The 25,314-nt window shown below is 70.2% G+C and carries 23 protein-coding genes; 17 read left to right on the forward strand and 6 right to left on the reverse strand.

Features of this window, described 5'->3' with window-relative positions; all coding sequences use genetic code 11:
• Nucleotides 1-35: 35 nt before the first annotated feature.
• Nucleotides 36-2,612: a phosphoenolpyruvate carboxylase gene (locus ACWCSU_RS01585; protein WP_364086662.1), complete on the forward strand. Its 2,577-nt coding sequence runs from the start codon at nt 36-38 to the stop codon at nt 2,610-2,612.
• Nucleotides 2,613-2,662: 50 nt separating this feature from the next.
• Here the strand turns inward: ACWCSU_RS01585 and ACWCSU_RS01590 are convergent, their stop codons facing one another.
• Nucleotides 2,663-3,742, reverse strand: coding sequence for an epoxide hydrolase family protein (locus tag ACWCSU_RS01590; protein WP_357702584.1), 1,080 nt, complete (start codon nt 3,740-3,742; stop codon nt 2,663-2,665).
• A gap of 161 nt (nt 3,743-3,903) precedes the next feature.
• On the opposite strand from ACWCSU_RS01590, the gene ACWCSU_RS01595 reads away from it, so the two are divergent.
• Entirely contained in the window at nt 3,904-5,718 is a 1,815-nt protein-coding gene (locus tag ACWCSU_RS01595; RefSeq protein WP_449932838.1) for a hypothetical protein, read from the forward strand.
• 27 nt (nt 5,719-5,745) lie between these two features.
• Here the strand turns inward: ACWCSU_RS01595 and fdhD are convergent, their stop codons facing one another.
• Together fdhD and ACWCSU_RS01605 are read right to left on the reverse strand one after the other, a co-directional pair.
• Nucleotides 5,746-6,588: a formate dehydrogenase accessory sulfurtransferase FdhD gene (gene fdhD / locus ACWCSU_RS01600; RefSeq protein WP_449932840.1), complete on the reverse strand. Its 843-nt coding sequence runs from the start codon at nt 6,586-6,588 to the stop codon at nt 5,746-5,748.
• Nucleotides 6,585-8,789, reverse strand: a complete 2,205-nt coding sequence (locus ACWCSU_RS01605; RefSeq protein ID WP_364086312.1) for an FdhF/YdeP family oxidoreductase — start codon at nt 8,787-8,789, stop codon at nt 6,585-6,587. The genes fdhD and ACWCSU_RS01605 overlap by 4 nt, the downstream gene beginning before the upstream one ends.
• 84 nt (nt 8,790-8,873) lie before the next feature.
• On the opposite strand from ACWCSU_RS01605, the gene ACWCSU_RS01610 reads away from it, so the two are divergent.
• The 10 genes from ACWCSU_RS01610 (at nt 8,874) to ACWCSU_RS01655 (ending at nt 16,735) form a co-directional block, all read left to right on the forward strand.
• On the forward strand, nt 8,874-9,695 hold the full coding sequence (locus ACWCSU_RS01610) for a biotin--[acetyl-CoA-carboxylase] ligase (RefSeq protein WP_449932843.1): 822 nt from the start codon (nt 8,874-8,876) through the stop codon (nt 9,693-9,695).
• Between the two features lie 46 nt (nt 9,696-9,741).
• Nucleotides 9,742-10,260, forward strand: a complete 519-nt coding sequence (locus ACWCSU_RS01615; RefSeq protein WP_357702594.1) for a PH domain-containing protein — start codon at nt 9,742-9,744, stop codon at nt 10,258-10,260.
• An 83-nt stretch (nt 10,261-10,343) separates the two neighbouring features.
• Complete coding sequence (locus ACWCSU_RS01620; RefSeq protein WP_364086664.1) at nt 10,344-11,261, forward strand: adenylate/guanylate cyclase domain-containing protein; 918 nt, start codon at nt 10,344-10,346, stop codon at nt 11,259-11,261.
• A 15-nt stretch (nt 11,262-11,276) separates the two neighbouring features.
• Nucleotides 11,277-12,362 (forward strand): S-(hydroxymethyl)mycothiol dehydrogenase, encoded by a 1,086-nt coding sequence (locus ACWCSU_RS01625; protein WP_364086317.1) that lies wholly within the window; start codon nt 11,277-11,279, stop codon nt 12,360-12,362.
• Nucleotides 12,363-12,983, forward strand: coding sequence for an MBL fold metallo-hydrolase (locus tag ACWCSU_RS01630; RefSeq protein ID WP_357702598.1), 621 nt, complete (start codon nt 12,363-12,365; stop codon nt 12,981-12,983). It begins immediately after the preceding gene.
• Nucleotides 12,984-13,103: 120 nt separating this feature from the next.
• Nucleotides 13,104-13,280: a (2Fe-2S)-binding protein gene (locus ACWCSU_RS01635; protein ID WP_125632481.1), complete on the forward strand. Its 177-nt coding sequence runs from the start codon at nt 13,104-13,106 to the stop codon at nt 13,278-13,280.
• Between the two features lie 25 nt (nt 13,281-13,305).
• Nucleotides 13,306-13,791, forward strand: coding sequence for a bacterioferritin (gene bfr, locus ACWCSU_RS01640; RefSeq protein WP_357702600.1), 486 nt, complete (start codon nt 13,306-13,308; stop codon nt 13,789-13,791).
• A gap of 135 nt (nt 13,792-13,926) precedes the next feature.
• Nucleotides 13,927-14,466: a hypothetical protein gene (locus ACWCSU_RS01645; RefSeq protein ID WP_357702602.1), complete on the forward strand. Its 540-nt coding sequence runs from the start codon at nt 13,927-13,929 to the stop codon at nt 14,464-14,466.
• Nucleotides 14,467-14,784: 318 nt separating this feature from the next.
• Nucleotides 14,785-15,453 (forward strand): response regulator transcription factor, encoded by a 669-nt coding sequence (locus ACWCSU_RS01650; RefSeq protein ID WP_043620820.1) that lies wholly within the window; start codon nt 14,785-14,787, stop codon nt 15,451-15,453.
• 4 nt (nt 15,454-15,457) lie between these two features.
• Entirely contained in the window at nt 15,458-16,735 is a 1,278-nt protein-coding gene (locus tag ACWCSU_RS01655) for an ATP-binding protein (RefSeq protein ID WP_357702604.1), read from the forward strand.
• Here ACWCSU_RS01655 and ACWCSU_RS01660 read toward each other — a convergent pair.
• A complete protein-coding gene (locus ACWCSU_RS01660; RefSeq protein ID WP_364086323.1) occupies nt 16,719-17,195 on the reverse strand; it encodes a GtrA family protein in 477 nt (158 codons plus the stop codon). The genes ACWCSU_RS01655 and ACWCSU_RS01660 overlap by 17 nt on opposite strands.
• A gap of 227 nt (nt 17,196-17,422) precedes the next feature.
• Between ACWCSU_RS01660 and ACWCSU_RS01665 the strand changes: the two genes are divergently transcribed.
• Genes ACWCSU_RS01665 through purE form a run of 3 tightly spaced genes read left to right on the forward strand, consistent with a single transcriptional unit; the run spans nt 17,423 to nt 19,884 of the window.
• Nucleotides 17,423-18,196: a hypothetical protein gene (locus ACWCSU_RS01665; RefSeq protein ID WP_357702608.1), complete on the forward strand. Its 774-nt coding sequence runs from the start codon at nt 17,423-17,425 to the stop codon at nt 18,194-18,196.
• 42 nt (nt 18,197-18,238) lie between these two features.
• Nucleotides 18,239-19,387 carry a 5-(carboxyamino)imidazole ribonucleotide synthase gene (locus ACWCSU_RS01670; protein ID WP_357702610.1) on the forward strand — a complete coding sequence of 383 codons (1,149 nt, stop codon included), beginning with the start codon at nt 18,239-18,241 and terminating at the stop codon, nt 19,385-19,387.
• A 20-nt stretch (nt 19,388-19,407) separates the two neighbouring features.
• On the forward strand, nt 19,408-19,884 hold the full coding sequence (purE, locus tag ACWCSU_RS01675; RefSeq protein ID WP_357702729.1) for a 5-(carboxyamino)imidazole ribonucleotide mutase: 477 nt from the start codon (nt 19,408-19,410) through the stop codon (nt 19,882-19,884).
• Nucleotides 19,885-20,072: 188 nt separating this feature from the next.
• On the opposite strand, the gene ACWCSU_RS01680 is transcribed toward purE, so the two are convergent.
• Complete coding sequence (locus ACWCSU_RS01680) at nt 20,073-21,386, reverse strand: UDP-glucose dehydrogenase family protein (RefSeq protein ID WP_357702612.1); 1,314 nt, start codon at nt 21,384-21,386, stop codon at nt 20,073-20,075.
• A 123-nt stretch (nt 21,387-21,509) separates the two neighbouring features.
• Between ACWCSU_RS01680 and ACWCSU_RS01685 the strand changes: the two genes are divergently transcribed.
• Nucleotides 21,510-22,673, forward strand: a complete 1,164-nt coding sequence (locus ACWCSU_RS01685) for an acyl-CoA dehydrogenase family protein (RefSeq protein ID WP_357702614.1) — start codon at nt 21,510-21,512, stop codon at nt 22,671-22,673.
• A gap of 204 nt (nt 22,674-22,877) precedes the next feature.
• On the forward strand, nt 22,878-23,939 hold the full coding sequence (locus ACWCSU_RS01690; RefSeq protein ID WP_449932849.1) for a hypothetical protein: 1,062 nt from the start codon (nt 22,878-22,880) through the stop codon (nt 23,937-23,939).
• An 85-nt stretch (nt 23,940-24,024) separates the two neighbouring features.
• Here ACWCSU_RS01690 and ACWCSU_RS01695 read toward each other — a convergent pair whose 3' ends face one another.
• Nucleotides 24,025-25,311 (reverse strand): tyrosine-type recombinase/integrase, encoded by a 1,287-nt coding sequence (locus ACWCSU_RS01695; RefSeq protein WP_449932851.1) that lies wholly within the window; start codon nt 25,309-25,311, stop codon nt 24,025-24,027.
• Between the last annotated feature and the right edge of the window lie 3 nt (nt 25,312-25,314).

The following is a 25,314-nucleotide window of genomic DNA, read 5'->3' on the forward strand; positions in this document are numbered from 1 at the left end:
AGGGGCTCGAGCGTCGTAGTGCCGCCGTGACCGAGATGCCTGACGAGCTGCGCCATGACGTGCGCATGCTCGGCAAGCTGCTCGGTGAGGTGATCGCCGAACAGGGTGGCGAAGACCTGCTGGCAGACGTCGAACGGTTGCGCAAAGCCGTCATCGCGGCGCGCAGAGGCGAGATATCCGCTGACGAGATCACCGACATGGTCGCCGGATGGGAGATCGAGCGGGCGGTGGCCGTCGCCCGCGCGTTCACCTGCTACTTCCACCTGGCGAACCTGGCCGAGGAGCACTACCGCATCCGTACGCTGCGCGAACGCGACGCCGAGGGGAGGGTGCAGCGGGAGTCGCTGGCGCAGGCCGTCCACGAGCTCGGCAACGAGCGCGTGCGCGAGCTGCTTCAGGGCCTGGAGTTGCACCCGGTGCTGACCGCGCACCCCACCGAGGCGCGCAGGCGCGCGGTCGTCACCGCCATCCAGCGGGTCAGCGGCCAGCTCACCGAGTACAACACGCCCGGGCGCGGCGCTTCGGAGCGCGCCGAGAGCAGGCGCCGCCTGCTGGAGGAGATCGACCTGCTGTGGCGTACGGCCCAGCTCCGCTCCACCAAGCTCGACCCGCGCGACGAGGTCCGCACGGCCATGGCCGCCTTCGACGAGACGCTGTTCCGGATGGTGCCCCAGGTCTACCGCTCGCTCGACGCGGCGCTCGACGCGGGCACCGGCACCCGTCCGCCACTGGCCAGGCCCTTCATCCGGTACGGAAGCTGGATCGGCGGCGACCGCGACGGCAATCCCAACGTCACCGCCAAGGTCACCCGCGACACCATCCAGATCCAGTCCGAGCACGTGCTGACCGCCCTGGAGACGGCCTGCACCCGCATCGCCCGTACGCTGACCGCCTCCGTCCAGTTCTCGCCCTGCTCGGCCGAGCTGAAGGGCGCGCTGGCCGCGGCCGTCGACGCGCATCCCGAGCTGGTCTCCGAGCTGGCCACCCGGTCGCCGCGCGAGCCGCACCGCCAGTGGCTGCTGTTCGTGGCCGCCCGCATCGCCGCCACCCGCCACCGTGACCTCGACCTCGCCTACCGCTCGCCCGCCGAGCTGCTGACCGACCTGCGGCTGGCGCAGGAGTCGCTGGCGCTCAGCACGCCGCGGCAGGCGTACGGGGAGTTGCAGCACCTGGTCTGGCAGGTCGAGACGTTCGGCTTCCACCTGGCCGAGCTGGAGGTGCGCCAGCACTCGCAGGTGCACGCGGCGGCCCTGGAGGAGATCAGGGCGGGCGGCGAGCTGTCGGAGCGCACCGAGGAGGTGCTGGCCACGATCCGGGTGATCGCCTGGATCCAGGAGCGGTTCGGCGTCACGGCCTGCTCCCGCTACGTGGTCTCCTTCACCCGCTCGGCCGACGACATCGCGGCCGTCTACGAGCTGGCCGGGCACGCCCTGGGCGACCGGGCGCCGGTGCTCGACGTGGTGCCGCTGTTCGAGTCCGGCCAGGACCTGGCCAACTCGCCGGGCGTGCTGAGCGGCATGCTGGAGATCCCGCAGATCCAGGACCGCCTGGCCACGACCGGCCGCCGTATGGAGATCATGCTCGGCTACTCCGACTCGGCCAAGGAGCTGGGCCCGGCGGCCGCCACCCTGCGCCTGTACGAGGCGCAGGAGGAGCTGACCGTGTGGGCGCACGAGCACGACGTTCAGCTGCGCATGTTCCACGGCCGCGGCGGCGCGCTCGGCCGCGGCGGCGGCCCGGCCAACCGGGCGGTGCTGGCGCAGGCGCCGGGTTCGGTCGCGGGCCGCTTCAAGGTCACCGAACAGGGCGAGGTCATCTTCGCTCGTTACGGGCACATCGCCATCGCCCGCCGCCATCTTGAGCAGGTCACCAACGCCGTGCTGCTGGCCTCCTCGCCCACGGTCGGCGCGCGTACGGCGGCCGCCGCCGAGCGGTTCCGCGGCCTGGCCGAGCAGGTCGCGACGGCTTCGGAGGAGGCCTACCGGGCACTCACCGAGGCTCCCGGGTTCCCCGAGTGGTTCGCGCTGGTCAGCCCGCTGGAGGAGATCGGCTCGCTGCGGCTCGGGTCCCGCCCGGCCCGCCGCGGCCTGGGCGCGCCGCGTTCGCTGGACGACCTGCGGGCCATCCCATGGGTGTTCGCCTGGGCGCAGACCCGCGTCAACCTGCCCGGCTGGTACGGCCTCGGCACCGGCCTGGCCGCCGTCGGCTCCCTCGACGAGCTGCGCGCGGCCTACGCCGAGTGGCCCCTGTTCAACGCGATGCTGGACAACGCCGAGATGTCGCTGGCCAAGACCGACCGCTCGATCGCCAAGCGCTACCTCGCGCTCGGCGGCCGGGACGACTTCGCCCGCCAGGTGCTGGAGGAGTACGACCGCACCCGCGAGCTGGTGCTGCGGGTGACCGGGCACACGCGGCTGCTGGAGAACCGCAAGGTGCTCTCGCGGGCCGTGCAGCTGCGCGACCCGTACGTGGACGCGCTGTCGCACCTTCAGCTCCGGGCGTTGCGCGCGATGCGTACCGAGGATCTGTCGGAGCAGGAGCGCGAGCGGCTGTCCACGCTGCTGCTGCTGTCGGTCAACGGCGTGGCCGCCGGCCTGCAGAACACGGGCTGAGCACGCGCGGACGGCCCGGCGGGGGGCCGGGCCGTCCGAAGCGCGGGAGTTCAGCGCAGGCTGTCGAAGAAGGCCGTGATGTCGGAGGTGAGCGCCTCCGTGGCGGTGTGGGCCGTGTAGTGGCCATGGGCGGGGGCGGGCAGCGTCTTCCACGAGACGATCGCGCTGTGGTCGCGCTCGGCGAAGCGGCGGATCGACTTGAAGTCGCCCTCGGCCATGGCCAGCGCGGTCGGGGTGGTCGTCGGCTCCTGCGGCTGCTCCATGCGGGCGTTCTCCCAGTAGAGCCGCAGGGCCGAGCCGGCGGTGCCGGTGAACCAGTGGATCGAGGCGTTGGTCAGCACGAAGTCGTCGTCCAGGTCCTCGTCGAAGAGCTGGGCCAGCCAGCCCACGAGCCCGGCGGGGGAGTCGGCGACGGCGTGTGCGAGCGTCTGCGGCTGCTGCGACTGCAGGACGTTGAACGCGCCCTTCTCCTTCCAGAACCAGTCGAGCACGGCCAGCCCGGCCTGGTCCTCCTCGCTCAGGTCCGCGAACTCGGCCGGGTCGCCGGAGGGGAAGGAGAAGACCTGGGTGACGTGCACGCCCACGACGTGCTCGGCGTCGATCCTGCCCAGCTCGGGGGAGATCATCGAGCCGCCGTCGTTGCCGACGGCGCCGTAGCGCTCGTAGCCGAGACGGGCCATCAGCTCGGCCCAGGCCCCGGCGATGCGCCGGTTGTTCCAGCCGAGCTCCTTGGTCGGGCCGGAGAAGCCGAAGCCGGGCAGCGACGGGACGACCACGTGGAAGTGGCGCGACAGCGGCTCGATCGCTTCGAGGTATTCGGCGACGGTGCCCGGCCAGCCGTGGGTGAGGATCAGGGGCAGAGCGTCGGGGTTGTCGGAGCGTACGTGGATGAAGTGGATGTTCTGCCCGTCGATCTCCGTCGTGAACTGCGGGTACGCGTTGAGCCTGGCCTCCTGGGCCCGCCAGTCGAAGCCGGACTGCCAGTGGGCCACCAGGCGCTTGACCCGCTCGACGCCCACGCCCTGGTCGGCGCCGGGGATCTCGTCGGTGAAGCGGGTCCGCGCGAGCCGGGACAGCAGGTCGTCGAGGTCGGCCTGGGAGATCTCGATGCGGAACGGGCGGATGCTCATGAAGGGTCCTCTCGACCGAAGAAGCGGAACGGCTTGTTCTGTTCCAACTATAGCAGAACGGAACGCTTCATTCCACAAGCTGTCACAAGAGGGATCCAAGTGACTTCCAAGGCTCACTGAGCAGCATGGGGGCTTTGACAAGTGCAGAAAGGGACCCCCTCATGAAAAGGACAGCCTTGCTGCTGGGCACGGTGCTGCTCGGCAGCCTGCTGGCCGCTCCTCCAGCCCTGGCCGCCGCCGCGCCGGCGACCTCCGTCACCCGGGTCAAGGCCACCCCCGCCGACCGCACGGGCGAGTGCCCCACGACGGTGGCCTTCGCCGCCACGGTGGCCGCCAAGGGCAAGGGCACCGTGCGTTACCGCTGGGTGCGCGGTGACGGCAGCAAGAGCGCCATCAGGAGCTTCCGCGTCAACGGCGCGCGCAAGGTCGTCGTGAGGGACCGCCAGACGTTCGACCGCGACACGTCCGGCTGGCAGGCCGTGGAGGTGCTCGGCCGGCGCGGCCTGTCGGCCAAGGCGCGCTTCCGCGTCTCCTGCACCGGATCCCCGCAGCGATACGACGTGGTCAACCCGCTGCCCGCCCAGCCGGACCGGCCGCTGGTGGCGGCCGCGAGCGTGCAGGCGAGCCCGTCCCGCCACGACGGCGCCTGCCCGGCCACCGTGACGTTCACCGCGACCATCCAGGTCTCGCGCACCCCGGCCAAGGTCGGCTACCAGTGGATCGACAGCGCCACGGGCGAGGGCGCGGTCGAGTCGATGTACTTCGCCGGCGGCGGTCCGCGCAGCAGGCAGGTCACGCTGCCGCTGGCCGTGGGCACCTCGACGGCCGGCTGGCGGGCCGTACGGATCCTCAACGCCGGCGGCCACGACTCCGGGCGGGCCTCGTACGACGTGACCTGCCGCGTCACGCCCGGCCCCGAGCCCACCAGGACGCCGACGCCGAAGCCCACGCTGACGCCCACCCCGACGCCCACGACGTCCTCGACCCCCAGGCCGACGACGACCTCCGAGCCCCCGGCGCAGCAGCCGCAGGCCGCGATCACCGCCCTGACGCCCGGCGACTACCAGGGCTACTGCGACGAGCCCGTCGCCTACCAGGCCACCGGCCGCCTCACCCTGCCGGCGGGCCCGGCGGCCAGCGTCGGCTACTGGTGGAGCCTGGACGGCACCGAGTGGCAGCACCAGACCGTGAGCTTCCCGGCCGCCGGCCAGACCAGGACGCAGGACGTCACCGCCGCCTGGAGCCTCGACCAGTCGAAGACCGGCACGCACAAGCTGGCCCTGACCACCCAGCCCGCCTCGGCCCAGGCCGCCGAGCGCACCTTCGCCCTCTCCTGCACGACCGACCCCGACCCGGCCAAGCTGGCCATCCCCTACATGCTGACGCCCGTCTACCGGGGCGACTGCGGCACCGGCTCCATCGGCCTGCGCGCGGACGCCCGGATCACCACCGACCGCGACGCCGAGGTCCGCTACCGCATCGTCGTGGACGGCAAGCCCGGCCCGGTCAGGACGCAGGACGCCAAGCCCGGCAGGGCCCAGTCGATCGGCGACCTGTTCTACATCAGCCCCAAGGAGTCCGGCGGCGGCGTCATCCGCATCGAGGTGCTGAACCACAACAAGCTGGTCAAGGAGAAGCCGTACACGGTGACCTGCGTGCCGCAGGACCCGTCGCCGGGGGCCGTGCGGATCAGCGAGTTCTGGCCGGTCCACTACTTCGGCGACTGCGCCGAGGCGCCGTACGTGACCGCCCACGGCGCCTTCCGCGCCGCACCGGACACCGAGATCACCTGGCGCTGGGTCATGGACGGCAAGCCGACGGAGGCGGTCACGTACAAGACCAACAGCGGCGGGCTCCTCCAGGTGCAGGCCGCCTACTGGCACCGGGACACGAAGACCTCCGGCGTGGTCCGGCTCGAAGTGCTGAACCACAACAAGCCCTCCATCGAGGGCACCTATCCGGTGACCTGCGAATAGTCCTCGCAACACATGGTCTGCCGCTGATCAGGACGTGACGATCCGCTCCTGACCGGCGTAGACGTTGCAGCGCTCGCCACGCAGGAACCCCACCAGCGTCATCCCGAACTCCCTGGCCAGATCGACGGCCAGGGACGAGGGCGCCGACACCGCGCACACCGCCGGGATGCCGGCCGCCAGCGCCTTCTGCATGATCTCGTAGCTGGCCCGGCCGCTGACCATGAGCACGTGCCCGGCCAGCGGCAGCCGGTCGGCCAGCGCTGCCCAGCCGACCAGCTTGTCCAGCGCGTTGTGCCGGCCGACGTCCTCGCGCAACGCCAGCAGCGTGCCGGTCGCCGTGAACAGGCCCGCCGCGTGCAGCCCGCCGGTCTTGCCGAACACGCCCTGGGCCTCGCGCAGCGCGCCCGGCAGGCCGTAGAGGACCTCGGGGGTGAGTTCGAGCGAGCCCCGGGGGATCGGCTTGCACCGGCCGTGCAGCGCGTCGAGACCGGCCGAGCCGCAGACGCCGCACGCGCTGGAGGTGAGGAAGTGCCGGTCGAGCGCGGGCAGGTCGGGCACCGGGCCGTGCAGGCGGACGGTGACGGTGTTGTAGCGGGCCTCGGGCGGCAGGTCCTCGTCCGTGCAGTACGCGATGGCCGCGATCTCGCCCGGCCCGGCCAGCCCCTCGCCGCTCAGGAACCCGGCGGCCAGCTCGAAGTCGTGCCCCGGCGTGCGCATGGTGATGGCGATCGTCTTGCGCGTGCCGTCGTCGCCGGTGAGGCGGATCTCCAGCGGCTCCTCCGTGGCCAGGTCGTCGCGCCGGTCGCGGGCGCCGGAGCCGGCCAGCTCGGTGATGCGGACGCGGGTGGTCGGCCCGGGACGCGCCGTCACAGCGGCCGCACGGTGACGAGGGCGTTGTAGTCGGGGATGCGCGCCTGTGGCGAGCGGCGGGCCTCGTCGAGCAGGACGTTCCCCTCCGGCCAGTGGATCTGCAGGTTGCCCGGCATCACCGGGGCACGCAGCACCTTGCCCTGGTAGGAGCGCTCGCCGGCGCGCAGCTCGACCGGGGCGCCGTCGGCCAGCCCGAGCCGGTCGGCGTCGTACGCGCTCATCAGCACGGCCTCGCGGGCCGCGCCGTTGAAGCCGTCGAGCCGTTCGTGGACCATGCTGTTGAACTGCTTGCCACGTCTGGTCGCGACCTTGAACGTGCCGTCGGGGCGCTCCAGGGCGGGCGGCTCGACCACGGAGAAGACGGCCAGCCCGTCGGGCGTCTGGAAGCGGCCGTCGGCGAAGAGGTGGCGGCCGCCGTACTGGACGTTGTCCCCGAACTTCCGCAACCCGGAGATGCCCTGGTAGAACGGCACGACCTGCTCGATCTCCGCACGGATCTGCGGAGTGCCGGTGAACCGTACATGGTCGGCTATCTCCGGACGGGTGCGCGCGGCCAGCTCGGAGAAGATCTTCCACTCCGGCCACGCCTCGCCGACGCGCGGCCCCTCGACCTCGGGCGAGAAGATGATCCGCCGCTCGGTGGAGGTCTCGGTCACGCCGCCGACCATCTCGTAACGCGTCTGGGCGGGCAGCAGCAGCACGTCGCCCTCGCCCGGCACGAGCATCTGCGAGGACAGCACGATGTCGATGTGCACCCGCAGCCCCAGCCTGGACAGCGCCTCGCGGCAGTAGGCCGGGTCGGGCAGGACCTCCAGGAAGTTGCCGCCGGAGGAGACGAGCGCGTCGAGCTCGCCCCGGTGGGCCGCGTCGATCATGTCGGTCGCGGTCAGGCCGGGCGTGTCGGGCACCTGGAAGCCCCACAGGTCGGTGAACTTGGCGGCGTTGGCGGACGTGATCGGCAGGCCGCCGGGGTAGCCGGTCGCGTACGCCCCCATCTCGGCCCCGCCCTGCACCCCGCTGTGCCCCCGGATCGGCATCAGCCCGCACTTGTCGCGCCCGACGAAACCCCGGGCCAGCGCCAGGTTGACGATCGCCCGGACGTTGTCCTCGCCGTAGGCGTGCTGCGTGATGCCCATCGACCAGACCAGGACGGCCGAGCGCGCCTTGCCGAGCAGCTCGGCCAGCCGGAACATCTGCTCCTTGGTGGCCCCCGAGAGCGCTTCGAGCTCGGCCCACGACTGGGACTCGACGGCCTTGCGCGCCTCCTCGAACCCGGACGTCCGCCCGGTCACGAACGCCTTGTCCACCCAGTCGTTCTCGATCAGGTGCTTGAGCACGCCGTTGAGGAAGCCGATGTCGCCGCCGACGTTCACGCCGAAGAACTCGTCGGTGATCTTCGTGCCGAACAGCGCGGACTCGGCGTTGGAGGGCACCCAGTACTTGTCCATGCCCGGCTCGCGGTAGGCGTTGACCATGGCGATGCGGGTGCCGGCCTTCTTGGCGTGGTAGAGGTACTTCATCGCGACCGGCTGGTTGTTCGACGGGTTCGAGCCGATGAAGACGATCAGGTCGGAGCCGATCCAGTCGGTGTAGGAGCAGGTCGTGGCCGCCGCGCCGATGGTCTGCTTGAGCGCGACCGTCGAGGGCGAGTGGCAGATGCGGGCGGCGTTGTCGACGTTGTTCGTGCCGAGCGCCCGCACCGCCTTCTGCGCCGCGTAGTAGTTCTCGTTGGGCACCCCGCGGCTGGTCAGGTACGTGCCGAACCGCGCGCCGCGCAGCCCGTCGGCCGCCACCCGCAGCGCCTCGTCCCAGCCGATCCGGGTGAAACCGGGCTCACCGGCCCGCCGCAGCATCGGGTACGGCAGCCGCCCCAGCTCCCGCAGCTCCGCGCTCTTGCGCCCGGCCAGCCCCGAGACGTCGCGCAGCAGCGACACGTCGAGCGCGGGCATGGTGTTGAGCGGCAGCAGGCGCAACCTGATGTTGCACAGGTGGATCTCGTCCATCGTCCAGTCGCGCATGCCGTGCGTGCCGAGCGCGCAGCCGTCGCAGGTGCCCTGGTTGAGAATGCGCCAGGCGTAACGCCTGTTCCCCTTGACCGACCTGAACGCCTTCCACAGCTCCAGGTAGTTGTTCGGCTTGCGCAACCCGAGGCCGAAGGGCCGCCACGATGCCCAGTTGCGAGGGTCAGGACGTCTGCTCATCCCCCCATCTTTACCCCTCAGGCGCACTTCGAGACAGCCGGTGCGGTGCCACGACCTCGGCACGGGGTCGGCCAAGATAGGGGGATGGCCACCTCGCGCTACTCCGACCTCGACCGCCCGCCGCTCTCGGAGGCCGCGCTCAACCGCGCCCTCGTGCGCCCGGGAACCCTGTGGACCGGCGTCACCGTCGTCGAGACCACCGGCTCGACCAACGCCGACCTCGCCATGGCCGCCCAGGCCGGGGCCGAGCAGGGCCGGGTGCTGGTGGCCGAGTCGCAGGTCGCCGGCCGGGGCCGGCTCGACCGCGCCTGGTCGGCGCCGCCGCGCTCGGGGCTGACGTTCTCCGTCCTGCTCAGGCCCACGGCGCCGGTCGCCGCCCAGGGGTGGCTGCCGCTGCTGTACGGCGTGGCCGCCGCCTCGGCCGTACGCCGGCTGGCCGAGGTCGACGTGCGCCTCAAGTGGCCCAACGACCTGCTGGTGGGCGAGCGCAAGCTGGCCGGGGTGCTGGCCGAGCGGGTCGACGACGCCGTCGTCATCGGCATGGGGCTCAACGTCTCCCTCCGCGCCGAGGAGGCGCCGGTCGAGACGGCCACGTCCCTGGCCATCGAGGAGGCGGCCTGCGTCGACCGCGACCCGCTGCTGCGGGCCGTGCTGCGCGAGGTCGAGAGCCACTACCGCGAGTGGGAGGCGGCGGGCGGCGACGCCGAGGCCGCCGGGCTGCGCGCCGCCTACCTGGCCGTCAGCGCCACGGTCGGCCGTGACGTGCGCGTGGAGCTGCCGGGCGACCAGGTGCTGACCGGGCAGGCGACCGGCATCGACGGGTCCGGCCATCTGCAGGTGACGTCCGGCGGCGAGCGCTACACGCTGGGCGCGGGCGACGTCGTGCACGTGCGGGCCGCCCGATAGGCCACCGGCGTAGCCGCTCGGCCGGGTTGGTGGCAGCATGTGCGGCATGACCCTTCCCGACCACCATCTGACGCAGGGTGAGCGGCGCGTCCGATCCTTCCATCCCCACTGGAAGCGCCTCGTCGGCCCGTTCTTCGCGCTGATCCTCATCGCCGCGGCAGCGGGTGCGGCCCTGTACTTCTTCCCCACCACGTGGGGGGAGAGCGTCACCTCCTACGGCAGGATCGCCGTCGTCGCCATCGCCCTGATCCTGCTGACGATCTTCTCGTTCGTGCCCTACCTGCAGTGGAAGAACACCGGTTACAACCTGACGACCCACCGCTTCACGATCAGCATGGGCGTGCTCAACAAGTCGACCGACGAGATCCCCATGGCCAAGGTCAACACCGTCAGCTCCGACCAGACGTTCCTGGAGCGCATGCTCGGCTGCGGCACGCTGACCGTCGAGTCCGCGGGCGAGAGGGGCCAGATCGTGCTGCGCGACATCCCGCACATCCAGGACGTCCGCATGGACCTGTTCAAGCTGGTGGAGGACGCGTCCGACGGAGAGATCGACGGCCGCTGAGTTGGCGTAGCCTGCTGATCGTGAACGCCACCCAACCGCCCGGCAGGCCGACCGCCGAACAGATCGAGCGCACGCTCGTCGGCATGCCGGCCCGCCACACGCGCGCGCAGGTCGCGGCCGGGGCCGGGGTGTCGCAGGAGCTCGCCCAGCGCATCTGGCGGGCGCTCGGCTTCGCCCAGTTTCCCGACGACGCCGTGGCGTTCAGCGACGCCGACGTGGCCGCGCTGCGCCGGGTGCGCAGCCTGCTCGACGGCGGCCTGCTCGACGAGCAGGCCGTCATCCGCATGGCCCGCGCGCTCGGCCAGACCACCGCCAGGCTGGCGCAGTGGCAGGCCGAGATCGTGATCGGCACGATGCTCCCGGACGCGCCCGCCGACGCCGACCTGAGCGGCGTCCTCGACACCGCCAAGGCCCTGCTGCCCGACTTCGAGCACCTGCTGGTGCACGTCTGGCGCGCCCAGCTCGCCGCCGCGGGCACCCGGCTGCTGGCCGTCGCCGACGACCAGGCCGAGCGGGCGCAGGGCCGCGTGTCGATCGCCGTCGGCTTCGCCGACCTGGTCTCCTTCACCCGGCGGTCGCGCGAGCTGGACGAACGGGCGCTGGCCTCGCTGGTCGAGGGCTTCGAGTCGCGCGCCGCCGACGTGGTGGCCGCGCACGGCGCGCGGCTGGTCAAGACGCTCGGCGACGAGGTGCTGTTCGCCGCGCCCGCCCCGGCCCAGGCCGCGGCGATCGCGCTCGACCTCGCCGACAGCCTGGAGTTGCGCATCGGCATGGCGTACGGGCCCGTCGTGCCCATGATGGGCGACGTGTTCGGCACCACCGTCAACCTGGCCGCCCGGCTCACGGCCATCGCCAGGCCGGGCACGATCCTGGTCGACTCCGAGCTGGCCGAGGGCCTGGCCGGAGCGCCGGACGGGATCGAGGTCCACAAGATCAGAAGGCGTCCGGCAAGAGGTCTCGGCGTGGTCCAGCCCTATGTCTTGCGGAGATCATCCTCCTGACACAAGATGGCTGCCATGCCGTACGAAGTGCAGGGCGTGATCGCCCGCGGTAAGGGCCAGGAAGTTTCGCTGGAGACGGTGGTCGTCCCCGACCCCGGGCCGGGCGAGGCGGTGGTGAACGTGCAGGCCTGCGGGGTCTGCCACACCGACCTGCACTATCGCGAAGGCGGGATCAACGACGACTTCCCGTTCCTGCTGGGCCACGAGGCGGCGGGCACAGTCGAGGCCGTCGGCGAGGGCGTGACCGGGCTGGAGCCCGGCGACTTCGTGATCCTCAACTGGCGCGCGGTGTGCGGCCAGTGCCGCGCCTGCCTGCGCGGCCGGCCCTGGTACTGCTTCGCCACCCACAACGCCACCCAGAAGATGACCCTCAAGGACGGCACCGAGCTGTCGCCCGCGCTCGGCATCGGCGCGTTCCTGGAGAAGACCCTGGTGGCGGCCGGGCAGTGCACGAAGGTGTCGGCCGAGGCGCCGGCCCAGGTCGCGGGCCTGCTGGGCTGCGGCGTGATGGCCGGCATCGGCGCGGCGATCAACACCGGCGGCGTGACGCGCGGCGACACCGTGGCCGTGATCGGCTGCGGCGGGGTCGGCGACGCGGCGGTCCTGGGGGCGTCGCTGGCCGGGGCGTCCCGGGTCATCGCCGTCGACGTCGACGACCGCAAGCTGGAGTGGGCCCGCGGGTTCGGCGCGACGCACACGGTCAACTCGCGCGAGAACGACCCCGTCGAGGCGATCCGCGACCTGACCGGCGGGTTCGGCGCGGACGTGGTGATCGACGCGGTCGGCCGGCCGGAGACGTACGAGCAGGCGTTCTACGCCCGCGACCTGGCCGGCACGGTGGTCCTGGTCGGCGTGCCGACGCCGGAGATGCGGCTGGAACTGCCGCTGCTCGACGTGTTCGGCCGCGGCGGCGCGCTGAAGTCGTCCTGGTACGGCGACTGCCTGCCCTCGCGGGACTTCCCGATGCTGATCGACCTGTTCCTGCAGAACCGGCTGCCGCTCGACCGGTTCGTCACCGAGACGATCGGGCTCGACCAGGTCGAGGAGGCGTTCGCCAAGATGCACCGCGGCGAGGTGCTGCGCTCGGTGGTGATCCTCTAGATGATCGACCGCGTCATCACCTCCGGCACGTTCTCGCTCGACGGCGGCACCTGGGAGGTCGACAACAACATCTGGCTGGTCGGCGACGCGCGCGAGGTCGTGATCATCGACGCCGCGCACGACGCCGAGGCCATCGCCGCGCGGGCGGGCGGGCGCCGGGTCAAGGCCATCGTGTGCACCCACGCCCACAACGACCACGTCAACGCCGCCGCCCGGCTGGCCGAGCTGACCGGGGCGCCGATCCGGCTGCACCCCGCCGACCAGGTGCTCTGGGAGCAGGTGTACGGGCCGGAGGTGACGTACACGCCGTTGGCCGACGGCGAGAAGATCTCGGTGGGCGGGGTGGCGCTGGAGGTGCTGCACACGCCGGGCCACTCGCCGGGCGCGGTCTGCCTGCACGCCTCCGACGCGGGCGTGCTGTTCAGCGGTGACACGCTGTTCAAGGGCGGCCCGGGGGCGACCGGGCGGTCGTACTCGTCGTTCGACACGATCATCGAGTCGATCGCCGGGCGGCTGCTGTCCCTGCCGCCCGAGACGGTCGTGCACACCGGTCACGGCGACTCCACGTCCATCGGGGCCGAGGCCCCGCACCTGGAGGAGTGGCGGGCGAGAGGCCACTGACCTGGGGGTGAGCCCACTGTGACGCCTCTAACATAGGCAAGCCTTACCGAAGTGAGCTATCTTAGGTGTGCCTAACCTAAAGGCATCCCCTTCTGCTCGCTTTGAGAGGCTTGTCGCCGGATGTACGTGTGCATATGTCGTGCTGTGACCGAGAACGAGGTCCACGACTGCATCGCCTCCGGGGCGAAGAGTGCGAAGCAGATTCGCGACACCACTGGTGCTGGTGGGGACTGTGCCCGTTGTGTACGGAAGATCTGTGCGATCCTGAAGCAGTCTGAAGAACTGACGACCGCATAGCCGTACCGCGACGAGGGGCCCGTTCATGCAGGGCGACAAGCAGATCATCGAACTCCTCAACGAACAGCTGACCGCCGAGCTCACGGCGATCAACCAGTACTTCCTGCACGCGAAGATGCAGGAGAACTGGGGATACACCAGGCTGGCCAAGCACACGCGCGACGAGTCCTTCGAGGAGATGCGCCACGCCGAACGGCTGACCGACCGCATCCTGTTCCTCGAGGGGCTGCCCAACTACCAGCGCCTCGGCACGCTGCACATCGGCCAGACCGTCGAGGAGCAGCTCAAGGCCGACCTTGAGGTGGAGTTGGCGGTGGTCGAGCGGCTCCGGCCGGCGATTCAGCTGATGAGGGAGAAGGGCGACATCACCTCCGCCCGCATCTTCGAGGACATCCTTGAGGACGAAGAGGAGCACATCGACTACCTGGAGACCGAGCTGGGCCTGATGCGCAGCCTGGGCGAGCAGCTCTACCTCGCCCGCTACGCCGAACCCCCCTCGGTCGACGACTAGCGCCACGCTCTCTCCGGCCCCGCCGCCCTACGGGCAGCGGGGCCGTCGTCTTTTCCACCGCCCACCGGCCGGCCGCGGCGGCCTGACGGATACTGGGGAAGGCGAGCCCCGGACACCTGTGAGGGAGTGGTCTCCATGCTCTATCTCTTCGGCTTCGAGCGCATCGGCGTGGCCGTCAGCGACCTGTACTTCGTCGACCCCGACCCCGGGGAGCACCAGGAGGGCGCCGAGCACGGTGTGCGCCTGGAGATCCGCAGGCTCGCGCCGGGCGAGCTCAAGGGGTCGATCTACTCGGCCCGTCCCATCGTCGTCGACCAGCTCGTCTGGCGGGTCGACCTGCTGGAGTCCGTCGACGGCACGCCGGGCAGCTTCGACCGTACGCACCACCACCCCGGCTCCAGCGGCTGGGAGCCCGACCGGCGGGTGTTCGACGAGGAGCTGTCGGCCGAGCCGCTGAAGTGGCTGGGGGAGCGGCTGGCCGACCTCGACGGCGTGCTGCGCCAGTCGGGCGTCGATCCCGCCGAGGTCGGCCCGGACGACGCGGCGAGCCTGCGCGAGACCGCCCCCGAGATCGTCGACACGGTCCGTCGCCTGCTCGACCGGGTACACGCCGGCGAGCTGGGCACCGCACCGGCCGGTGGCCCGGCCACGTCCGTCCGGGCGAGCTGGCTCTGAGCAGCCCCTGACCGGGGTGTCACGCCCCGGATGCCGGTCACGTGCGACGGTGTCCGGGGTGCCGGGGTTCGTCCGGCGGTAGCCCGGTACGCGTGGCGCACGGCGCGCCGGACGGCGGGTCTCGCCCGCAGAAACGGGCTTACGTGATGTGATCGGAAAGCCTGGAGCGCTTTGTGATTTCCCCTCGACAATCGCGGTAATTTAATCACGACTAACCCTTATTTAGCTTCGTTTGCCCAGGTCAATGGATAGGTCAACGACAAGTCAAACCGCGCGCTGTGCCCGGGAAACGATCGCCTAAGGACCTACGATCGCTCCATGACCTGCGTACTTCTCGCCGAGGATGACACCTCGATCTCCGAGCCACTCGCGCGTGCGCTACGCCGCGAGGGCTATCAGGTAGAGGTGAGCCCCGACGGCCCGCAGGCCCTGGAGAGGGCTCTGTCGGGCGGCATCGACCTCATTGTTCTCGACCTCGGGCTGCCAGAGATGGACGGCCTGGAGGTCGCCCGCCGGATCCGCGCCGAAGGGCACGGCACCCCGGTGCTCATACTCACGGCCCGCGTGGACGAGGTCGACACCGTCGTCGGCCTCGACGCCGGCGCCGACGACTACGTGACCAAGCCGTTCCGGCTGGCCGAGCTGCTGGCCCGGGTGCGCGCGCTGTTGCGGCGCGGCACGTCGGAGACCCCGGTCGTGCAGGGGGTGCGCATCGACGCCGACTCCCGCCGCGCCTGGATGGGGGAGAAGGAGCTGCACCTGACGACCAAGGAGTTCGACCTGCTGCGGGTCCTGGTCCGCGACGCGGGCAAGGTCGTCACCCGCGAGCAGATCATGCGCGAGGTGTGGGACACCAACTGGTGGGGTTCGACCAAGACCCTCGACATGCACATCTCCTGGCTGCGCCGCAAACTCGGCGACGATGCCGCCAAGCCCCGCTACATCACGACAGTCCGGGGAGTCGGCTTCCGGTTCGAACGCGAGTAGGCGCATGCGCCGTCGACTGCTCTCCTCCACACTGGTCGTCGCGGTCATCGCGGTCCTGTTGCTGGGGGTCCCCCTGGGCGTCGTGGTCAGCCGCCTGATCGTCGACGAGGCGGCTCAGGAGCTCGGGGCGGAAGCCAAACGTCTCGTGGGCGAGGTCGAGTACGCCCGCGTCCAGGAGACCCCGCTCGATCCGCAGCAACTGGAGCAGAAGTACCCGGGCAGGTACATCCAGATCTGGGAACGCGGAACCCCTCTCAGGGTGACCGTCGTCGGCACCGCGCCGGCGTCGGGCCACCTGATGACCGAGGACGCACAGACCAACACCGGCGTCTATGTCCGCATAAGTCGTGACAGAGACCAGGTCGAGCGGGACGTGCGGGCCAGGCTGCTGCTGATCGTGGCCCTGGCCGTCGCGGCACTCGCGGTGGCCGTGAGCCTGGCCGTCGTACAGTCGCGCAGGCTGACGTTGCCCCTGCAGGACCTGGCGAAGATCGCCGAACGGCTGGGGTCGGGCGACGCGCGGCCGAGCAAGCACCGCTACGGCATCCCCGAGCTCGACCGCGTGGCCCAGGTGCTCGACCGCAGCGCCACCCGCATCTCCGACCTGCTCACCCGCGAACGTGAGTTCGCCACCGACGCCTCCCATCAGCTCCGCACGCCCCTGACCGGCCTGACCATGCGTCTGGAGGAGATCGTCGCCGCCTCGAACGAGCCGGAGGTCGTCCGCGAGGAGGGCGAGGCGGCCATCGTGCAGGCCGAGCGGCTGACCGCGGTGATCGACGAGCTGCTGGCGGCGGCCCGTCGCCAGCGCCACGCCCAGGCCGAGCCGGTCGCCATCGACGAGGTGCTCGTGCAGCAGGTCACCGAGTGGGAGCCGGTCTTCCGCGAGGCGGGCCGCACGCTGCACCTCGACGGCACCCGCGGCCTGAAGGCGATGGCCACCACCGGCGGCTTCGGCCAGGTCATCGCCTCGCTGCTGGAGAACTCCCTGCGCCACGGCGGCGGCACGGTCACCGTCACCACCACCAGCGGCGACAACTACATCGTGATCGAGGTCTCCGACGAGGGCCCCGGCATCGCCGACGAGATCGCACCCAAGATCTTCGAACGGAACGTCAGCGGCGGCGGAGGCACCGGCCTCGGGCTCACCCTCGCCCGGGCGCTGGCCGCGGCCGACGGCGGACGGCTGGAACTGGTACGGCGCCGCCCGGCGACGTTCGCCATCTTCCTGCGCCCGGCGGAGGAGGACAGCAGGAACCGCGTGGTCAGCGGTCCTGCCTGACCTCGGGCAGCTCGACCGGGATCGGCTCGGTGGCCTCCAGGAACACCCACTTCTTGTACGACCAGTAGCGGAACAGCGTGCCGAGCCCGACGCCGGCGAAGTTGGCGATGTTCAGGCTGAGGCCGTCGTGCAGCTGGAGGGTGTACTTGGTGAAGCCGATCACCAGCAGGCCGAACAGCAGGGCGACGCCGTTGAGCAGGAAGAACAGGAAGTATTCGCGGCCGAGGCCGCTCTGCTCGCGGTGGCGGAAGGTCCAGAAGCGGTTGCCCAGGTAGGCGAAGGTGGCCGAGAGCGTGGTGGCCACGACCTTGGAGGTGAGCGGACCCCACTCGAAGCCGAGCAGGAAGAGGTTGTAAACACCGGTGTCGAGCAGGAAGGCGACGGCCCCGATGCTCCCGAACTTGGCCAGCTCGTGGACCAGGGACTCGAACCGCTGGTAGAGGCGCTTGGCAATCTCCACGTCCGCGCTCGGTCCTTTCCCTAGTCGAGACTGACCAACTCAGCGTACCGGCGATGTCGTACGGCCGGTGTCAGGGGGCGGAACATACCCCGCAAAGACGACTTCTAGAAATATCGTCTTATTAGCGGCATTTCTGAAAGATCGGCATTACGCTGCCGTTCAGATCGCGGGCCCGCCCGCGATGTCGGACCTGCCGCTCCAGACGGCCGCCCTCCCGGGAGCCACCTGTGCCGCTTCGACTGCTCGCGTTGGTGCTGGCCCTGCTCACAGCGGGCTGTGGCACGACCGGCGGCGCCCCGGTGCTCCAGGAGGACCGCACGACTGCCCCGGCAGCCGCACCACGGGTCGACCCGGCGACCGCCGAGCAGGCGTTCTCGCTGCTCCGGCAGGTCGACGAAGCCTGGCGGCGGCGGGACTGCGCCGCCGTACGGGAGCTGACCACGTGGGCGGAGCGGACGCTGGACGGCCGTGCCTGCGAGGCGACCCGGAACGGCCGTCCAGCCCTCCCCGCCGACCCCGTCCACCTGCTGCCCGACGAAGGCGACTGGTTCGCCGCGCTGGCCCGCGAGCCCACGCCCGCGTACTACCTGTTCTTCCTGGAGGACGGACGCTGGCGGCTGGGCGCCGGACCGGTCCCCGTGCCCGGCGAGCCGGCGCGGGAGGCCGCCGAGGCGCCGTCGTCGCTGGTCAGGCAGGCCCGCCTGGTGCCGCAGCGGCACCTCACGTACCTCACCGACCCGGCCGGGGTGGCGGGGGTGCGCTTCCCGTCCGGCGATCCGCTGCGCGGCCTGCTCAAGGACGTCACCGCGCGGCGCGCCGACGTGGAGCTGTACGGCACCCGTACCCTCGCGATCCCGGTGGCCGCCGGTTCCGTCCTGGTCTTCGACGCCCTGCGCCTGACGTACGAGGGCGGGCGTACGGACCTGGTGGTGATGGCCAGCCTCGTCGGCGCGGGCAACCGGATCAGGACGCTCGGGCTGCGCCGGGCCCGCGCGAGTTGACAACGGCGAGGTAGTCGTTCCGTCCCGGTAAGCTCACCTCACGTGAGTTCCTACAGTCCCATCGGGCCGGTCGTCGGCGTGGTCGGCGCCGGCCAGCTCGCCCGGATGACGCAGCAGCCCGCCATCGCGCTCGGGGTCGAGCTGAGGGTGCTGGCCGCCGCCGCCGGCGAGAGCGCCGCACGGGTGATCGTCGACACCCGGGTCGGCGACTACCGCGACCTGGCCGATCTGCGCGCGTTCGCCCAGGGTTGCGACGCGATCACGTTCGACCACGAGCACGTGCCGACCGAGCACATCAGGGCCCTGATCGCCGACGGCCACGCCGTGCACCCGGGCGCCGACGCGCTCGTGCACGCCCAGGACAAGGCGGTCATGCGCGAGCGGCTGACCGCGATCGGCGTGCCCTGCCCCGCCTGGGCCCGGGTCGCCTCCGCCGAGGACGTCTCGGCGTTCGCCGGCGAGCACGGCTGGCCGGTGGTGCTGAAGTCGGTGCGCGGCGGCTACGACGGGCGCGGCGTGTGGGTCTGCCGTACGCCCGAAGAGGTGGCCGAGGCGTTCGCGACCGGCGTCGAGCTGATGGCCGAGGCGTTCGTGCCGTTCGAACGGGAGCTCGCGGTGCTGGTGGCCCGCTCGCCCCACGGGCAGGGCGTCAGCTATCCGGTCGTGGAGACCGTGCAGCAGGACGGCATCTGCGTCGAGGTGCTCGCCCCCGCCCCCGGCATGGACCCCGAGGACGCCGCCGTCGCCCAGCGCATCGGCCTGAAGATCGCCCATGAGCTGGGCGTGACCGGGCTGCTGGCGGTGGAGCTGTTCCAGACGGCCGACGGCCTCGTGGTGAACGAGCTGGCCATGCGCCCCCACAACAGCGGCCACTGGACGATCGAGGGCTCGACCACGTCCCAGTTCGAGCAGCACCTGCGGGCCGTGCTCGACCTGCCGCTCGGCTCGCCGTCGATGACCGCCCCCGTCGTGGTCATGGCCAACCTGCTGGGCGGCGACGACCCCGACCTGTTCAAGCGCTACGAGCACGTGCTGGCCCACGACCCCGGCATCAAGCTGCACTTCTACGGCAAGGAAGTGCGTCCGGGCCGCAAGATCGGCCACGTCACGGCTCTGGGCTCCGACCTCGACAAGGTCCGCGCCCGCGCCCGCCACGCCGCCGTCTACCTCATGACCGGGGAGTACACGTGACAGAGCGCATCGGGATCGTCATGGGGTCGGATTCCGACTGGCCCGTGATGAAGGCCGCGGCCGAGGCCGTGGCGGAGTTCGGGGTGCCGTTCGAGGCGGACGTCGTCTCGGCCCACCGCATGCCGGTCGAGATGATCGAGTACGGGCGGCAGGCGGCCTCCCGCGGCATCCGGGTGATCATCGCGGGCGCCGGCGGCGCGGCACACCTGCCGGGCATGCTGGCCTCGGTGACGCCGCTGCCGGTGATCGGGGTGCCGGTGCCGCTGAAGTACCTCGACGGGATGGACTCGCTGCTGTCGATCGTCCAGATGCCGGCCGGGGTGCCGGTGGCCACGGTCGCGGTCGGGGGCGCGCGTAACGCGGGGCTGCTGGCCGTACGCATCCTCGGGGCCTCCGACGCCGGGCTGCGTGAGCGCATGGAGGAGTTCCAGGGGCGTCTCAAGGAGCAGGCGTACGCCAAGGGTGAGAAGCTGCGCGCGGAGGCCGCTGAGCTCTGAGCATGCAGCTCAGAGCCGTACAGGCCCTTTCAGGACGGGCGCCCAGGAGGTCTTGTCTTCGGGCGCCCGGGGGTGTTTCCGCGGGTGTCGGGAGGTCTTGTCTCCGGGCACCCGGGTGTCTTTTGCGGGTGCCGGGAGGTCCTTCTCCGGGCACCCGGTGAGCTGCGGCGGGCGGGCGGGCGCAGGGGCTACGGGCGGCCGAGTGCCCGGTAGTGCCAGCCGGCCGAGCGCCACACCTCGGCGTTGAGCGCGTTGCGGCCGTCGACGATGCGCCGGGTCGCGACCACCGCGCCCAGTTCCTCCGGATCGAGCTCCAGGAACTCTTTCCACTCCGTCAGCAGCAGCACCACGTGCGCTCCACGGACCGCGTCGACGGCCGACTCGCCGTAGTTCAGCTCCGGATGAGCCTTACGAGCGTTGTCGAGCGCGATCGGGTCGTAGACGGTGACCTGTCCGCCCTGGTGGCCGATCGTCACGGCGACGTCAAGGGCGGGGGAGTCGCGAATGTCGTCCGAGTTCGGCTTGAAGGCCGCGCCCAGCACGCCGACCGTGCACCCGTGGAACGAGCCGCCCGCCAGCTCCCTGGCCAGGTCGACCATGCGGGCACGCCGGCGCATGTTGATCGCGTCGACCTCGCGCAGGAACGTCAGCGCCTGGTCGGCCCCCAGCTCGCCGGCCCGGGCCATGAAGGCCCTGATGTCCTTGGGCAGGCAGCCGCCGCCGAAGCCGAGCCCGGCGTTGAGGAAGCGCCCGCCGATGCGGTCGTCGTAGGAGAGCGCCTCGGAGAGCTGCTTGACGTCGGCGTGCGCGGCCTCGCAGACCTCGGCCATGGCGTTGATGAAGGAGATCTTGGTGGCGAGGAAGGCGTTGGCCGCCGTCTTGACCAGCTCGGACGTCGCGAAGTCGGTCACCACGAACGGGACCTCCCCGAGCGGCGCGTACACGTCGCGCAGCACCTTCTCGGCCCGTTCCGAGCGCACGCCGAGCACGATGCGGTCGGGGTGGAGGGTGTCCTCGACCGCGAAGCCCTCGCGCAGGAACTCCGGGTTCCACGCCAGCTCGACGCCGACACCCGCGGGGGCCAGGCGGGCGAGCTTGTCGGCCATGCGCTCGGCGGTGCCGACCGGCACGGTGGACTTGCCCACGACCAGGCACTCGCGGTCGAGGAGCGGCGCGAGCGATTCGATGGCGTTTTCCATGTACGACACGTCCGCGGCGTACTCGCCCTTCTTCTGGGGCGTGCCGACGCAGACGAAGTGCACGTCACCGAAGGCGGCGACCTCTTCGTAGGAGCTGGTGAAGCGAAGACGTCCGGAGTCGAGCCCACGGCGGAGCACGGGTTCCAGCCCGGGCTCGTGAATGGGGAGCTCACCGTTGTTCAGCCGGCGGATCTTGTCCGCGTCAATGTCGAGGCCAAGGACTTCGAATCCGAGATCAGCCATGCAGGACGCATGCGTGATGCCCAGGTATCCGGTCCCGATCACCGTGAGGCGATATGGCACGAGCGAGCTCCTTTCGATCGCCAGGCATGCTACCGGCCTTCGCTACCTCCTTCGTGCCACCTGCACCTGTTCGCAAACCGTACTAGCTGGTAACAAAGTGCTCGGACGTCCTAGTATCTATGCATGAGCTTCCCTCTCTATGCGCCCGCCGAAGAGCACGACATGCTCAGGGAGACGGTCCGCGCCCTGGCCGACGAGAAGATCGCGCCGCAGGCGGCGGCGGCCGACGAGTCCGAAGAGTTCCCCTGGGACGTCTACAAGGCCCTCGTCGCCGCCGACCTGCACGCCGTACACGTTCCCGAGGAGTACGGGGGCGCAGGGGCTGACGCGCTGGCCGCGGTGATCGTCATCGAGGAGGTCGCGCGGGCCTGCGCGTCGTCCTCGCTCATCCCGGCGGTCAACAAGCTGGGCACCGTGCCGCTCCTGCTCTCGGCGTCCGAGGAGCTCAAGCAGCGTTACCTGAAGCCGGTGGCGAGGGGCGAGGCCATGTTCTCGTACGCGCTGTCCGAGCCGGAGGCGGGCTCCGACGCCGCCGCCATGAAGACCCGCGCCGTTCTCGACGGCGACCACTACGTGCTCAACGGCACCAAGATGTGGATCACCAACGCCGGCGTCTCCGAGTACTACACGCTGATGGCCGTGACGGACCCGTCCGCGGGCGCCCGGGGCATCTCCGCCTTCGTGGTGGAGAAGTCCGACGAAGGGGTCTCCTTCGGGCCGAAGGAGAAGAAGCTCGGCATCAAGGCCTCGCCGACCCGCCAGGTGATCCTGGAGAACGTCCGCATCCCGGCGTCCCGCATGATCGGCGAGCCCGGCACCGGCTTCAAGACGGCCCTCGCCACCCTCGACCACACCCGCGTCACCATCGCCGCCCAGGCACTGGGCATCGCCCAGGGCGCCCTGGACTACGCGATCGGCTACGTGAAGGAACGCAAGCAGTTCGGCCGCCCGATCGGCGACTTCCAGGGTTTGCAGTTCATGATCGCCGACATGGCGATGAAGCTGGAGGCCGCCAGGCAGCTGACCTACCGCGCCGCCGCCAAGAGCGAACTGGCCATGCACGGCCGGCCGCAGAAGGACCTGACCTTCCTGTCGAGCGCCGCCAAGTGCGCCGCCTCGGACGCCGCCATGGAGATCACCACGGACGCGGTGCAACTCCTGGGCGGATACGGGTACACGAAGGACTTCCCGGTGGAACGCATGATGCGCGACGCCAAGATCACCCAAATCTACGAGGGCACGAATCAGATCCAGCGCATGGTGATGGCCCGCCAGCTCCTCAAGTAGGCGTTGACCTGCGAGAACCCTGCTCCCATCCTCTGGGAAGCAGGGTTCCTTATGTGAGGCTCGACATTCCTAAGAGGGCCACGTTCCGTGGCCGTTCCGTGGGAGCTCGCGTGCAAGAGATCCGACTAAGAGTGAAGTGTCGGTAGGTCTCTGTAGTCTCTGCTGCGACATGGTTGTGACCGCGAGCTGACGAGGGGGTCGGCAATGAGCGCGAATCAGTACCGAAGCCAACTGGAGCGCAAACGCAAACAGCGCATCGAGGCGGAGAAGAAGGCTGGGGAGTACCGAAGTAAGGAGACCGCGAAACGCACGGCGGCGGCCAAGGCACGTACGGCAGCAGCCAAGGCCGGGAGTAGCAGCATGATGACCAGTAAGCTCCGCGAGGCTGAACGCTTCGACAAGGACGCGGCCACAGCTGGTAAGGAGGCGGGCCGTTGGGGGGGCAAGGCGGTTGGTTACGCCAAAGAGGAGGCCAGCTTGCAAGGCAAGCTCGCCACGGCTGAGCAAGCCGAGCGCGACGCGGCTGAGCGCAAGCGTCAGCGCGAGCAGCAGCAAGCGCAGCGTCAGCGTGCAGCTGAGAGCGCATCCCTCCAACATCGGATCAGCCACACGGAGTCGATCATGCAAAGAGCCATCCGAGAACTACGGGCGCCCAAGCCTGAGAAGCTTCGCGTTTTGATCTTGGGGGCCGCATCTCGGGGGGACCTGCGCGTCGGCCGGGAGCAGAAGCGCATCCGTAGTGCTGTCAACTCTGCACTGCACCGGGACCTCATCGAGCTTGATGTGCGGCCGGCCGCGACGACCGCTGATCTTCTCGACGGAATCACCGGCTTCCGCCCCCATGTTGTCCACTTCTCTGGTCACAGTGACGATGACCTCATTGAGTTCGAGGATGAACGCGATGAGCGCCATGATGGAGTCGTAGTCAGCGCGCGCGCCTTCGCTGCCGCGGTAAAGGCTACGGACGATCCTCCGCTGCTGGTGCTCTTGAACTCGTGCAACTCTGCTGCCCAGATCGATCGCCTCGTAGAGGAAGTCACCCCCTTCGCGATCGGGATGGCGGACGAGGTTGATGACGGCGACGCCATTACATACGCCGCCCAGTTCTATGCCGCCGTCGCGAACGGGCAATCCATCAACTCTTCCCACCTATCGGCCCAAGCGGCACTCCAACTCGCGGGACTGTCCGGCGCCGATCTGCCCACATTGGCTTGGGCCGATGATGTGGATCCTGCGACGACGATTCTTGTTAAGCCAGCTGAATGATCGGCCTTCCTCGGCTATGTTCTGAGGCGGCATGGTCGGGCTGGAAAGCCTCAATGCCCCCAAGCCGTACCTCGCGGCATAAGCGTTAAAGGCAACTGGTGATGTCCTTCGGGCTTCCTTCGGTTTCCTGATTGCCGGAGACAACGCGGACGTGGGAAAACCGATCATCGATGGCCTTTCGTGCGCGGTCGTGGGAGCCGGGCATCATGTGGGCGTACACGCGGAGAGTGAAGCCAGGGTCGGCGTGCCCGAGGTACTCAGCGAGTTCCTTGACCGAGACACCGCCAGCCAGCATGACGCTGGCGTAGTAGTGCCGGAGCTGGTGAACCCCCTCCTTCCGGGAGGTGGCGTAGCGGCTACGCTGGCGAGGGTCTCTGGCTGGCGGCGGGATCACGCGCGCCGTCACGAGGGCGGGCTTCCAGACGGTTTCGCTGTAGCTCCTGGCCTTAATGAAGCGGTCGTCGGTCCAGCGGAACAGCAGGTTGTGCGTGCGAAGCTTGCCGTCCACCCTCTCCCAGGGCAGGAAGCAGGTTAGCGGGGGATATGCCGAGATGTGCCGCTTGATGGCTTCCGCGGCCCACTCCGGCAGCGGCACGACCCTCTCACGATTGTTCTTCGGCAGGGCGAAGACGTGGTCGGCTCCCAGCTTCTTGATCTGCCTTCGTATGCGAACAAGACCCTCCTCGAAGTCGATGTCTTCGAGGGCCAGGCCGAACAGTTCACCCTGCCGCAACCCGCACGCGGCCCCGAGCATCGGAAGCAGACGGAAGAGGGCGGGGTGAGCGTCGATCAGGGCGTGGACCCGTTCGTCCGACCACGCTGTGATCTCTTCGGTGGCGCGCTTCGGCACCTGGACGATGGGAGACTTGGCGGGACTGCGCTTGAGTGCCTCGTCTGCCACAGCGAGATCGAGGATGCCCCGGAGGACCAGGAAGGCCGTCTGCACGGTCGAGGCTTCAAAACGGCTGATCAGGTCACTGATCCACGTCTGGATCTGTGATGGCTTGATGCTTTTCACCTGCCGCTTGGCGAACGTCGGCGCTACGTGCAGGCGGTGGACGTACTCATAGCGGATCTTGGTTGAGGGGTCCACGATGCGGGAGGCGAGCCAGCGTTCGGCGAGGTCGCCGAAGAGCACCTTGCCGGCGTTCGGGTCGATGTAGTCGCCGCGGGCGATGTCGGCGCCCATGGTCGCGATCTTGCGCTCGGCGTCGGCCTTGCGGTCATAGGCGGCCGAGCACTCCTTGCCTTCGGGGTCCACCCAGACGGCGAGCCAGCGCTTGCCCTTGCCGTACCGGGTGGTCCTGACCTTTCGGGGTTTGCCGTCCTGGTCGCGCACCGTCTTGGTCCACAGGTCCTTGACGAAGGCCATGGC

It is taken from the genome of Nonomuraea sp. NPDC001699, assembly GCF_053596455.1.

What these genes read in the sequence shown, in the direction of transcription:
- ACWCSU_RS01585 (WP_364086662.1), top strand. Translation starts at nt 36, where the DNA reads ATGCCTGACGAGCTGCGCCATGACGTGCGCATGCTCGGCAAGCTGCTC.
- ACWCSU_RS01590 (WP_357702584.1), bottom strand. Translation starts at nt 3,742, where the DNA reads ATGAGCATCCGCCCGTTCCGCATCGAGATCTCCCAGGCCGACCTCGAC.
- ACWCSU_RS01595 (WP_449932838.1), top strand. Translation starts at nt 3,904, where the DNA reads ATGAAAAGGACAGCCTTGCTGCTGGGCACGGTGCTGCTCGGCAGCCTG.
- ACWCSU_RS01605 (WP_364086312.1), bottom strand. Translation starts at nt 8,789, where the DNA reads ATGAGCAGACGTCCTGACCCTCGCAACTGGGCATCGTGGCGGCCCTTC.
- ACWCSU_RS01610 (WP_449932843.1), top strand. Translation starts at nt 8,874, where the DNA reads ATGGCCACCTCGCGCTACTCCGACCTCGACCGCCCGCCGCTCTCGGAG.
- ACWCSU_RS01615 (WP_357702594.1), top strand. Translation starts at nt 9,742, where the DNA reads ATGACCCTTCCCGACCACCATCTGACGCAGGGTGAGCGGCGCGTCCGA.
- ACWCSU_RS01620 (WP_364086664.1), top strand. Translation starts at nt 10,344, where the DNA reads ATGCCGGCCCGCCACACGCGCGCGCAGGTCGCGGCCGGGGCCGGGGTG.
- ACWCSU_RS01625 (WP_364086317.1), top strand. Translation starts at nt 11,277, where the DNA reads ATGCCGTACGAAGTGCAGGGCGTGATCGCCCGCGGTAAGGGCCAGGAA.
- ACWCSU_RS01630 (WP_357702598.1), top strand. Translation starts at nt 12,363, where the DNA reads ATGATCGACCGCGTCATCACCTCCGGCACGTTCTCGCTCGACGGCGGC.
- ACWCSU_RS01635 (WP_125632481.1), top strand. Translation starts at nt 13,104, where the DNA reads ATGTACGTGTGCATATGTCGTGCTGTGACCGAGAACGAGGTCCACGAC.
- bfr (WP_357702600.1), top strand. Translation starts at nt 13,306, where the DNA reads ATGCAGGGCGACAAGCAGATCATCGAACTCCTCAACGAACAGCTGACC.
- ACWCSU_RS01645 (WP_357702602.1), top strand. Translation starts at nt 13,927, where the DNA reads ATGCTCTATCTCTTCGGCTTCGAGCGCATCGGCGTGGCCGTCAGCGAC.
- ACWCSU_RS01650 (WP_043620820.1), top strand. Translation starts at nt 14,785, where the DNA reads ATGACCTGCGTACTTCTCGCCGAGGATGACACCTCGATCTCCGAGCCA.
- ACWCSU_RS01655 (WP_357702604.1), top strand. Translation starts at nt 15,458, where the DNA reads ATGCGCCGTCGACTGCTCTCCTCCACACTGGTCGTCGCGGTCATCGCG.
- purE (WP_357702729.1), top strand. Translation starts at nt 19,408, where the DNA reads ATGGGGTCGGATTCCGACTGGCCCGTGATGAAGGCCGCGGCCGAGGCC.
- ACWCSU_RS01685 (WP_357702614.1), top strand. Translation starts at nt 21,510, where the DNA reads ATGAGCTTCCCTCTCTATGCGCCCGCCGAAGAGCACGACATGCTCAGG.
- ACWCSU_RS01690 (WP_449932849.1), top strand. Translation starts at nt 22,878, where the DNA reads ATGAGCGCGAATCAGTACCGAAGCCAACTGGAGCGCAAACGCAAACAG.
- ACWCSU_RS01695 (WP_449932851.1), bottom strand. Translation starts at nt 25,311, where the DNA reads ATGGCCTTCGTCAAGGACCTGTGGACCAAGACGGTGCGCGACCAGGAC.